Origin of the sequence: Micromonospora sp. DT231, assembly GCF_049847025.1 — a bacterium.
Lineage (GTDB): Bacteria > Actinomycetota > Actinomycetes > Mycobacteriales > Micromonosporaceae > Micromonospora.
In genome coordinates this window covers 115,549-126,075 of sequence record NZ_JBNCNO010000003.1, presented here as the reverse complement: position 1 = coordinate 126,075, position 10,527 = coordinate 115,549, and the positions used below count along the sequence as shown (strand labels likewise).

Sequence of the window (10,527 nt, the reverse complement as noted above, 5' to 3'; positions counted from 1 at the left end):
GGCCGCGTCATCTTACTCCCCCCTGCGTGTTGTTTATAAGCGCCCGGGGCCGGACTAACACCCCGCGGGCCCCGGCCGCGGGGGCCCCCGGTACGGGGGGGGCCCGCGTCGGGGTGGGGCGGGCGCGACGATCGTCGCGCCCGGTTGGTGCGCTGCCGAGGGCAGACGTCATCGGGACAGTTCCTTCTGATACTCGGCCTGGACCGCCTTCACGTACCCCTCGGGCGTCTGCTGACCGGCGATCAGCTTCTGCATCTCCGGCGTGATCGCGGCGGCGAAGATGCCGCCGGTCGCGTTCGCTGTGAAGTCCACAGCGCCGTTCTCCGCGCCGAGCTGCTGCGACGCCTTCAGAGTTTCGGCCAGCACGGTGTTCGGGGCGGCGCTCGGCACCGGCAGGTCACTCGGGCCGCCGGGGCTGGAGCCGCCGACGGTCACCGAGATCTCGCGGGCCTTGGCGTTGGTGTGCACCCAGTTCAGGAAGTACGCGGCGGCGTCCGGGTTCTTGGCCTTGGCCGAGACGCCGAAGGTGTTGGGGGCGGACATCGCCACGTGCTTTGCACCGGGAGACTCGGTGGGGAAGAGGAAGAAGCCCACGTTGCCGGGCATCGACTTGTCGAGGTTGGCCGACTCCCAGTCGCCGTTGAACATGAACAGGCCGTTGCCCTTCTGGAACTCCCCCACCATGCCCGCGTAGTCCAGGGCGTTGGCGTCCTTGGTGAAGTAGCCGGCCTGGGCCCACTTCTGAATGGTCTGGGTGGCCTTCAGCGCGGCCGGGGTGTCGAACGTGGCCCCCGGCTTCTGGAAGATCCAGTCGGCGACCTGGGTCGGGTCGCCGAACTGGTTCTGTAGCGCCTGGTGCGGGAAGTTGATGCCCGCGGTGTTCTTGTTGAACTGCATGATCGGCTGGACTCCGCTGGTCTTCGCCTTCGCCAGCAGCTCCTCGAACTCGGCGACAGTGGCCGGCGGCTGGGTCATGCCGATCTGGCTGGCCAGTTTCTTGTTGTAGAAGACGCCGGTGACGCTGTAGCCGAGCCCCATCCCGTACAGCGAGCCGGTGCCGCGGGTGTTCTCGCCGACGCGCAGCTGCATGAGCTGCGAGGCTGGGAACTTGTCCCAGCCGTACGCGGTGAAGTACGGGTCGAGGTTCTTGAGCAGGTCGTCCTTGACCAGGTCGACCATGGTCGGGAGCCGGATGATGTCGGGCGAGTTGTCCGAGGCCATCACTCGGGGCGCGTTCTCCACGATCACCGTGAACTGATCCTCACGGATGTTGAACGTGACGTTCGAGTGCTGCTTGGAGAACTCGTCGGCCAGCGCCTTGGCCAGCGGGAAGCCGGTCTCCGCGTACATGTCCAGGGTGATCGGGGCGGTGCCCAGCTCCGTCTTGACGGGGGAATCGGACTTCTGGGTCGACGACCGGTCCTCGCCCGGCGCGCTGCAGGCCGTCGCGGCCATCCCGACCGCCAGCAGCGACGCGAGGAGCACCGTTCTCCGTCGCGAAAACTTTGTCAGCAATTCTGCCATTTCATGACTCCTCGACATCACCACGCGTCCCGCGACCCATGGCCGCGCGACGGCTCCACCGGGACCACCACGACCGGGTGGCCGCCACGACACGTACGCCGTGATCTGTCGCCCGGGCGCAGTACCCGTACCGTCAGCAGAAAAGAACCCGGCACGGCCACCGAAGGGGCCTCTGGATGCACCAGAAGTGGTCGCTAAACTGATTTAGCAGAGCATGCGCGCGGCACGGGGAGCTGTCAAGGACAACTTGGCAACGGTGCGGAAACGTCGGGTTCACACCACGCCGACCTGACCGGCGCTCGATCCCGGACGGCGACGCATCATGATGGGCGGGAGCGGCGCCTGTGGCACCGCGCCTGATTCGGAGGACTGATGGGCCGCAACAGAGCAACACTCGCCGACGTCGCGCAGAAAGCCGGGCTGTCCAAGACCGCCGCGTCGATGGTGCTCAACGGCAGGGAGGGCACCAGACTCTCGGCCGAGGCGCACCAGCGGGTGTTCGCCGCCGCCGAGGAACTCGGCTACCGGCCCAACCTCGCCGCGCGCAGCCTGCGCACACGCAAGACGGCCACCATCGCGTTCGTCTCCGACATCGTGGCCACCACCCGGTTCGCCGGCGACCTCATCCGCGGTGCCCTCGACGCGGCCCGCGAACGGGACCACGTCCTGCTCATCACCGAGACGCAGGGCGACGCCACCTTCGAGCAGTACGCCATCGAGGCCGTCCTGGACCGGCAGGTCGACGGAGTGATCTACGCGGCGATGGCGACCCGACGGCTGACGGTACCCGCGGCCATCCTCGGCGGGCCGGTGGTGCTGCTCAACGCCACCAGCCCCGACGGCCTGCCCAGCGTGGTCCCCGACGACGAGGGAGCCGGCCGCTCCGTCGCCACCGCCCTGCTGGAGCTTGGCCACCGCGACGCGATAGCGCTCATCGGTCGCCACCGGCTCAAGGAGGACGACCCGGAGGTCTCGCTCGCCGCCAGCGCCCGCCTGCACGGCATCCGGCAGACGCTGGACGAGGCGAAGGTCGGCCTCCTGGCCGAGTGTTTCTGCACCGAGTGGTTGCCCGAGCACGGGTACGCCGCCATGCGCAGCCTGCTGAGCAAGCCGAAGCGACCCAGCGCGATCATCTGCATGAACGACCGGTTGGCCTTCGGCGCCTACCAGGCGCTCGGCGAGGCGGGGCTGACCGTTCCCGAGGACATCTCGGTCATCTCGTTCGACGACGACCCGATCGCCGCCTGGTTGCGTCCGAGCCTGGCCACCACGGCGCTACCGCACGAGCAGATGGGGCGGCGAGCGGTCGAGCTGCTCCTGGACGGGGGCGCCGCCGAACCCTCGCTCGTTCCGATGCCCCTGCGCCGACGCCGCTCCCTCGCGCCTCCGGCCGGTTGACCACCGGTCCTCCGAGGCGTGCCGCCGGCTTGACGTTGACCGACGCTAAAACGGTTTAGTGCTAGGTTTCCGACCATGCTTCATCTACCCGACCACTGGGTGTGGGACAGCTGGTACGCGCGGGACGACAACGGCCTCTGGCACGTGTTCTTCCTGCGCGCGTCCCGCGCCCTGCACGACCCGCACCGCCGCCACCGCCGGGCCACCATCGGCCACGCCGTCTCGGCGGACCTGCGCTCGTGGCGCCTGGTCGCCGACGCCGTGGTCCCCGCCGACGCGCCCAGCTGGGACGACCTGGCGACCTGGACGGGCTGCACCGTCCGCGGGCCGGACGGACGGTGGTACCTGTTCTACACCGGGGTCGGCCACGCGGAGGACGGGCTCGTCCAACGCATCGGACTGGCTGTCTCCGACGACCTCATGACCTGGCACCGGCACGGCACCGAACCGATCGTCCAGGCCGACCCCACCTGGTACGAGCTGCTGGACAAGGAGCTGTGGTACGAGCAGGCGTGGCGTGACCCGTGGGTGTTCCCCGACCCCGACGGCGAAGGTTGGCACATGCTCATCACCGCCCGCGCCAACACCGGTCCGGCGAACACCCGTGGCGTCGTCGGGCACGCCACCTCCACCGATCTCGTCACCTGGACCGTCGCGCCGCCGCTGTCGACTCCGGCCGGCTTCGGTCACCTGGAGGTGCCCCAGGTCGCGGTCCTCGACGGGCAGCCGCTGCTGCTCTTCTCCACCGAGGCCACCGGCAGCGCTCGGCGCGACGACCACCGGATCTGGGTGGCGCCCGGCGAGACCACCCTCGGGCCGTGGAACATCGCGTCCGCCCAACCGTTCGCCCACCCGTACCTGTACGCGCCCCGGCTGGTCCCCGGACCCGCCGACGACTGGTCCCTCATCGGCTTCCTCGACCACGTCGACGGGACGTTCGTCGGGGAACTCACCGATCCCATCCCGGTCCGCTACCAGGCCGCGACCGGGCTGACAGTGGACCCGGCGAGGGCGAACGTGGCCCGGTAGAGCGGACAGGTCCGGGCCGAGGCATCGTGCCCCGGCCCGAACCTGTCGGTGTCCAGCTACTGGATCAGCTGCGTACCGTCCACCGCTGGTTGGTGCCACCACTGCAGGCCCAGAGGATCAACTTCGTGCCGTTCGCCGTCGCGGCGCCGTTCGCGTCGAGGCAGAGACCCGACTGCACGCCCGTGATGGTGCCGTTGGAGTTGATGTTCCACTGCTGGTTGACACCACCGTTGCAGTCCCAGATCACGACCTTCGTGCCGTTGACGGTGCCCTGGCCGGAGGCGTCCAGGCACTTGGTGCCGTAGATCATGAGCTGCCGGCTCGCGGTGTGGGTCCACCGCTGGTTGGCGGCGTTGCTGATGCAGTCCCAGATCTGGGCCTGCGTACCGTTCGTCGTGCTGGAGTTGCCGATCTCGGCACAGCGGCCCGACTGGGCGCCGACGAGCTGCACGTTCGTCGGGTTGGTGCTGCCACCGCTCTGCACGCCGGCCGTGTTGATCACGGTCTGCGCGCCCGACGGCCAGTTGCCGCCGCTGACCGTGACGTTGTTGTTGACGACGTTGCCGCGGTCACCGTTCGTCACGTTCGTGCCGCTGCTTGTCGACCAGTTGTTGGTGACCGTGAAGTTGCCCATGTTCTCGGCGTAGAAGTAGTTGGCGGTGGCCCAGGTGCCGGTGGACGAGAACACGTTGTTGCGGGCGGTGTAGTAGCGCGAGCCCTCGTCGAAGTAGAGCCCGAACCAGCCGTTGGTCCGCAGGCAGTAGTTCTCGGCGATCAACCCGCCCGGGTTCGCCGACAGCGAGTAGATGCACCCGCCGTCGGTCATCTGCTGCATGACGTCGTGCACGTAGTTGCCGATGACCTGGTTGTTGGCCGCGGTGGTCGCCGTGGTGTACCGCGGCTGGTAGTTGTACAGGCCACGGTTGGCGTAGTGCTGGCTGCCGCCGGCGTCGTTGGCGCCCCAGCCGTAGCCGATCGACATGCCGGTGTACGGCATGTTGTAGACCTCGTTGTGCGACACCAGCGAGGTGTTCACGTAGGTGGTCAGGATCGAGACGACGCCCCGGTACTCCAGGCCCAGGTCGTGCACCTTGTTGTTGCTGATGGTGACGTTGCGGTTGACCATCCGCTGGTCGGTCGGGTGGTGGGCGTCGGCGCGCACACCGCCGACCACGACGCCACCGGCCGAGTTGCGGGCGATCTCGGAGCGGGTGACGGTGATGTTGTTGGCGGCCAGGCCGACGCCGCTGGCGTGGGCGTTGGCGTCGTTGCCGATGCCGATGGCCGTCTGCCCCAGGTTGACGAACTGCGAGTCGCTGAAGCTGATGGTGTTGGCGGCGGAGACCTGCACGGCGGCGGGCATCTGGGCCCAGCTCGGGCGGGTGGCCTCGAACAGCGAGCAGCCCTCCTGGCAGGAGGTCAGCGCGTCGGACGGACGGGCCCAGGTGCCGACGATGTGCGCGCCGGTCTGCTGGTCGGCGAAGCCGTTGCTGCTGCTCGGGCCGAGCCAGCTGGTGCCGGTGAAGGTGATCCCGCTGAACGAGATGTGGTGCGCGGGCGCGTCGAGGGTGCCGCCGACGTTCACCAGGGACTGCAACTGCGGCAGCTCCACGCTGACGGTGCTCATGTTCTGCCCGGCGAGGGGGATGTAGTTGAGCTGGCCGCTGCTGGGGTTGAGGTACCACTCCCCCGCCGAGTCCAGGAACTCGTACGCGTTGGCCAGGTAGAACGGACCCGCACGGTGCGGGCGGGACAACGTGTCGAACCCGAAGGTGTTGTTGTTCCAGGCGGGCTGCTGCATCGTCAGGAAGTTGCCGCTGATGCTCTGCACCGGCGAGTACCTGTCGGTGAACGACCCGACGCTCTCCACCTCGACCCGGTTCTGGTTGCCGAGGTTGTTGAGGTAGTTGAGCGCGCTGTTGCTGAACCGCATCCCGGACGTGGTGAAGGTGAAGTCGGCGCGGTTCACGGCGGTGCGTGCCCGGGTGGCGATGGCCCCGTTGACGTAGAGCTGACGGGAGTCGAGGCCGGCGGGCACGTTGGCCCGCCAGATGTTCTTCCCGGAGTCGACGAGCGACCAGCCGGTGACCGCGCGGGCGCCGGTGATCGACGGACGGGCGCCGGCGGCCGCCCGCCAGATCACCTGGTAGCCGTTGTTGCCGGAGTCGGCGGCGGTCAGCCGCATCGGCGACGAGAGCCGGTACGCGCCGTCGGCCAACTCCACGACGATGTCACCGGACATCGTGGTGTTGGCTGCCCGCACGGCGGTCTGCGCGGCGGACAGCGAACACGGTTGGCTGGCCGAGCAGCTGGTGCCGCTGCCGGAGGGCGACGCGTAGAGGGTGGTGGTGGCCGCGAGCGCGGGGGACGCCGAGGCGGTCACCGCGACCAGCGCGGTCAACGCTGACGCGGCGGCGCCGGCCAACAGTCGCCGCAGCGGTGGGATGGACGAGACAGACACGGGACGGTGCTCCTGACTCTAGTGGGGGGTGGCGGGCAGAGCCCGAGGGCCGGGCCTTGGGTGATGGGGGGCGGTCACCCGAGGATCTCCCGGAGATAGCGCAGGCCGTCCGTGGCGAGACGGTCCTGCGAGGGGGCCAGCGGACGCCAGATCGCCGCGGCGACCGCGATGGCCTCGTTCTCCGCCGTGAACGACTCGATGCAGATCGCGCCCTGGTAGCCGGTGTCCCGCAGGACGGTGAAGAAGCGGGGCCAGTCGAAGTGGTCCGCACCGGGTGCGCCCCGGTTGGAGCCGCTGACCTGGACGTGCTTGATGTGCGGGCCGGCGGCGGCGAGAGCCGCGTAGGGGTCGGCCTCCTCGATGTTCATGTGGTACGTGTCGATCATGATGCCGACGCTCGATGGAAGACCGTCGATCAACTCGACCGTCTGCTCGATCGTGTTGACGACGCTCGTCTCGTAGCGGTTCAGCGCCTCGACACCGATGCTCACGCCCAACTCGCCGGCCTGCTCGGCAACCGGCGCCAGGGCCCGCCGGAAATCCGCGTAGCAGGCCGCGCGAGCCGCCGGTGACATCCGCCAGGTGCGGCCGACCGAGGCGTACACCGGGCCGCCGACGCATCCAGCGCCGACGGCCGCGGCGCTCGCCACGCAGCCCTTGAGGTACGCCACCGTCGACTCCACCACCGCTGGCGCGGCGTCGACCAGCTCCCGCCCCGGCGAGAACGCCGCGCAGACCCCGGCGGCGACGAGGCCGTGCTCGGCCAGCAGGTCCCGGGTGCGGACCGGGTCCCAGTCGCCGGGCTGCTCGATCGGCAGCTCGACCGCGTCGAAGCCGAACGAGGCGATCCGTGGGATCAGCGCGGCCAGGGCCTCGTCGTCGACAGGCGAGGCCCACACCCAGGGGTTGACGCCGATGGCGTACACCGGAACCTACTTCCAGCGCTGCGGGTAGCCGGGCAGGTCCGTGCAGCCGCACATCGCGTAGTGCAGCGGCGGCATGTTCGCGTCGAGGTACTTGTCCAGGTTGTCCTGGGTGACGGTCGGCTGCGGCAGCTTCCACGGGTTGGAGACCTGCTCGCCGTCGAGGATCCGCAGCGCCGCGATGATCGGCGTACGCCACTGGTAGGTCGGGTAGGTCGGCGCGATCGCGGTGAGGTTCTTGTCCTTCCAGATCTTCAGGAAGTCGAGCTGGTCCTCACCGTTCATCGGCGGAACGGGCTTGCCCGCGTCCTGGAACGCCTCGACCGCGGCGACGGCAACCGCGCCGGCGTCCATCCAGACGCCGTCGATCGTGCCGTAGCGCTGGATGTAGTCGTCGACGATCTTCTTGGTCTTGGCCGGGTCGCCGTCGGTGAACTCGACGCCCACGACGTCGACCTTCGCCTTGTCGAAGGCCACCTTCGCCGCCGACCAGCGGGTCTCCAGGACGTCCACACCCGGCAGGATCCGCAGGGCGAGAACCTTGCCGCCGGGCTTCATCTTCTGACTGACGAACTCGGCGCCGACGTGGCCGAACCCGTAGCCGCCGATGGGGTTGATGAAGGTCACCGGGCACTTCGTGTCGACACCACGGTCGAAGACGACGACCGGCAGCCCCGCCTTGCAGGCTGCCTCGACGGCCGGGGTCAGCGTGGCGGTGGTGTTGGGCGAGACGATGAGCGCGTCGCAGCCCTTGCCGAGCAGGTCGTTGATGTCCGCGATCTGCTTCTGGTCCTTACCTTCGGCGTCGACGTGCACGAACTCCTTGATGCGGCTCTTCTGCGCCTCGACCTCGGCCTGCATGGTCTTGAACCCGACCTGCCGCCACGGGTTGTTGAGCGCCGCGTTCGAGAAGCAGATCTTGTGCGGACCGCTCTTCTTGAACTTGGCGGTGTCCACCAGCTTCGGGTTGAGCACCTGCTCCCACGGCTTGTCGGCGGGACCCGTCGGGGTCGCGTCGAGCAGCGAGAGCTCGGCGTCGTAGTCGGCCTGCACGAAGAACTTCGACTGTTCCCCGGTGCCCGAGCCGGCGGCGGAGGCGCTGCTCGAGGGGCTCGCGCCCGGCTCATCGGTGGAACAGGCGGCAAGGGACAGCAAGGTGACAGCGGCCAGTGCCGCCATGGAACGTCGCACTATGGGAACCCCTTTATCTCGACGAGGAACGCGTTGCCGAGACCGCCACGGCGAGCAGGATGATCCCGCCCTGGACGGTCGACCTGAGGGCGCCGGAGACGCCGTAGAAATTCATGAGGGCGAACAGCAGTTCGAGGGTCAGCGCACCGAGCATCGCGCCCACCACCGAACCGCGGCCCCCGCCCAGCGCGACGCCACCGAGGACGACGGCGGTGATCGCACCGAACTCCAGGCCAGCGCCGGCCTGGAACGACACGCCGCTGTAGCCGCCCAGCAGGATCGCCGCGACGGCCGCCGCGAGCCCGCTGAGGATGAAGGCGATCGTGCGGGTACGCCAGACGCGTACGCCGCTCAACTCGGCGGTGCGGGGATTGTCGCCGACGGCGACGAGCGTCCGGCCGAAGTCGGACCGCATCAGCAACACGGCCACCACCGTGAGGGCCACCAGGACCAGCAGCGCGAACGGCACGCGACCGAGCACCGGCACGTCCTCGAAGGCCCGCCGACCGTACCGCCGGAACTCCTCCGACAGGCCACCCTTCGGGGCGCCGTCGGACCACAGGTAGACCGCGCCGACCAGGATCAGGAACATGCCGAGGGTGGTGATGAACGACGGCACCCGCAGCCGCGTCGTGATCAGGCCGTTGACCAACCCGACGAGCGCGCCGAAGGCGAGCAGGAGCAACACCACGGGCCAGGTACGCCCCGGGTCGCTGTCGATGAGCCGGGCCGCGACGACCACCTGCGCGGTGACCAGGGAGCCGACCGAGAGGTCGAACTCGCCGGAGACGATCACGAAGTACTGGCCGGCGGCGAGCAGGATGATCGGCGCCGACCGCCCGAGGAACGACATCAGCGACGGAGGGGAGAGGAAGTCGGGCTGCCGAATGCCGACGAGCACCACCAGCACCGCGAGAATCGCGAGAATCGGCAGGATGCCACCGGGACGGACCCGCGGAAGACGCAGCGGCAGCGTACGACGCTCAACGGTCTGCATGACTAGACAGCCGCCTTTCGCATGGTCCGGCGGGCGTAGACGGCCACCGCGGCGATGATGATCGCGCCCCGGATCACCTGCTTGAAGAAGGCGTCGACCTCCAACTGGTTGAAGATCGCGTCGATGCTGGCGAGCAGCAGCACTCCGCCGACCGTGCCGATGACGCCACCACGCCCACCGGCGAGGGCGGTCCCGCCGATCACCACCGCGGCTATCGACTCCAGGTCGTAGAGGCCCTCGGTGCCCACCCGGGGCGCGCCGGAGCCGAGCCGACTGGCGAGGTAGATGCCGGCAAGCCCGGCACACATCGAGCACAGCACGTGGGCGGTGACGAGGACCCGGTCGTTGCGCACGCCCGAGAGCCGGGCCACCTCCGGGTCCCCGCCGACGGCGACCAGGTGGTGGCCGAAGCGGGTCTTCGAGAGCGCGAACCAGGCCGCAGCGGTCACCGCGACCAGCAGCAGGAACGACACCGGCACCGGGCCGACGCGCTGGTAGCCGAGCGACTGTACGAGCGACGGCGCGGTGGTGCCGGCCGGCCCGTCGTAGCCGTTGTCGAGGTAGCCCTTGAGCAGCAGCCCGACACCGAGGGTCGCGATGAACGCGTTGACCCGGAGTTTGGTGACGAGGAGCCCGTTGAACAGCCCGATGCCGGCGCTGACGACGAGCACCAGGCCGATCGCCGGCAGCACCGCGCCGTCGCTGCCGTTCATCGTCTCGGCGGCGACGAGGGTGCTGAGGCTGATCACGTACGCCACCGAGAGGTCGAGCGACCCACCCAGGATGACAAGGGTCTGGCCGACGGCGACGAGCCCGAGGCCGGCCGCCACGTGCAGCAGACTCACGGTCGTGGACTGGTTGAAGAGCTGACCGCCGTCCACGAGGACGACAAGCCAGCCGATCGCGAGGGTGAGGGTCAGGGCCACGAAGACGCCCGGTACGGGGCGGCGGGCCGGCAGGAGCGACAGGGCGCTCACGTGGTGATCTCCATTCGCGACTGCGGG

At 69.2% G+C, this 10,527-nt stretch carries 7 protein-coding genes and 1 pseudogene; 2 read left to right on the top strand and 6 right to left on the bottom strand.

Going from position 1 to position 10,527, the window contains the following annotated elements:
• Positions 1-168: 168 nt before the first annotated feature.
• Positions 169-1,485, bottom strand: coding sequence for an ABC transporter substrate-binding protein (locus ACPXBU_RS08780; RefSeq protein WP_425757660.1), 1,317 nt, complete (start codon positions 1,483-1,485; stop codon positions 169-171).
• 411 nt (positions 1,486-1,896) lie between these two features.
• Here ACPXBU_RS08780 and ACPXBU_RS08775 point away from each other — a divergent pair, with 411 nt between their 5' ends.
• Positions 1,897-2,922: a LacI family DNA-binding transcriptional regulator gene (locus ACPXBU_RS08775; protein WP_425757659.1), complete on the top strand. Its 1,026-nt coding sequence runs from the start codon at positions 1,897-1,899 to the stop codon at positions 2,920-2,922.
• A gap of 54 nt (positions 2,923-2,976) precedes the next feature.
• Positions 2,977-3,951, top strand: a pseudogene (locus tag ACPXBU_RS08770) (family 43 glycosylhydrolase); the annotation flags it as partial.
• A gap of 64 nt (positions 3,952-4,015) precedes the next feature.
• On the opposite strand, the gene ACPXBU_RS08765 reads toward ACPXBU_RS08770, so the two are convergent.
• The 5 genes from ACPXBU_RS08765 to ACPXBU_RS08745 all read right to left on the bottom strand — a co-directional run bounded on the left by ACPXBU_RS08765 (position 4,016) and on the right by ACPXBU_RS08745 (position 10,500).
• The gene (locus ACPXBU_RS08765) at positions 4,016-6,412 is read right to left on the bottom strand and encodes an RICIN domain-containing protein (protein ID WP_425757658.1); all 2,397 of its coding nucleotides are present in this window, start codon (positions 6,410-6,412) and stop codon (positions 4,016-4,018) included.
• Between the two features lie 74 nt (positions 6,413-6,486).
• Positions 6,487-7,338, bottom strand: a complete 852-nt coding sequence (locus tag ACPXBU_RS08760; RefSeq protein ID WP_425757657.1) for a sugar phosphate isomerase/epimerase family protein — start codon at positions 7,336-7,338, stop codon at positions 6,487-6,489.
• A 6-nt stretch (positions 7,339-7,344) separates the two neighbouring features.
• Entirely contained in the window at positions 7,345-8,526 is a 1,182-nt protein-coding gene (locus ACPXBU_RS08755) for an ABC transporter substrate-binding protein (RefSeq protein WP_425757656.1), read from the bottom strand.
• A 13-nt stretch (positions 8,527-8,539) separates the two neighbouring features.
• The gene (locus tag ACPXBU_RS08750; protein ID WP_425757655.1) at positions 8,540-9,523 is read right to left on the bottom strand and encodes an ABC transporter permease; all 984 of its coding nucleotides are present in this window, start codon (positions 9,521-9,523) and stop codon (positions 8,540-8,542) included.
• A 2-nt stretch (positions 9,524-9,525) separates the two neighbouring features.
• Positions 9,526-10,500, bottom strand: coding sequence for an ABC transporter permease (locus tag ACPXBU_RS08745; RefSeq protein WP_425757654.1), 975 nt, complete (start codon positions 10,498-10,500; stop codon positions 9,526-9,528).
• Positions 10,501-10,527: the final 27 nt, after the last annotated feature.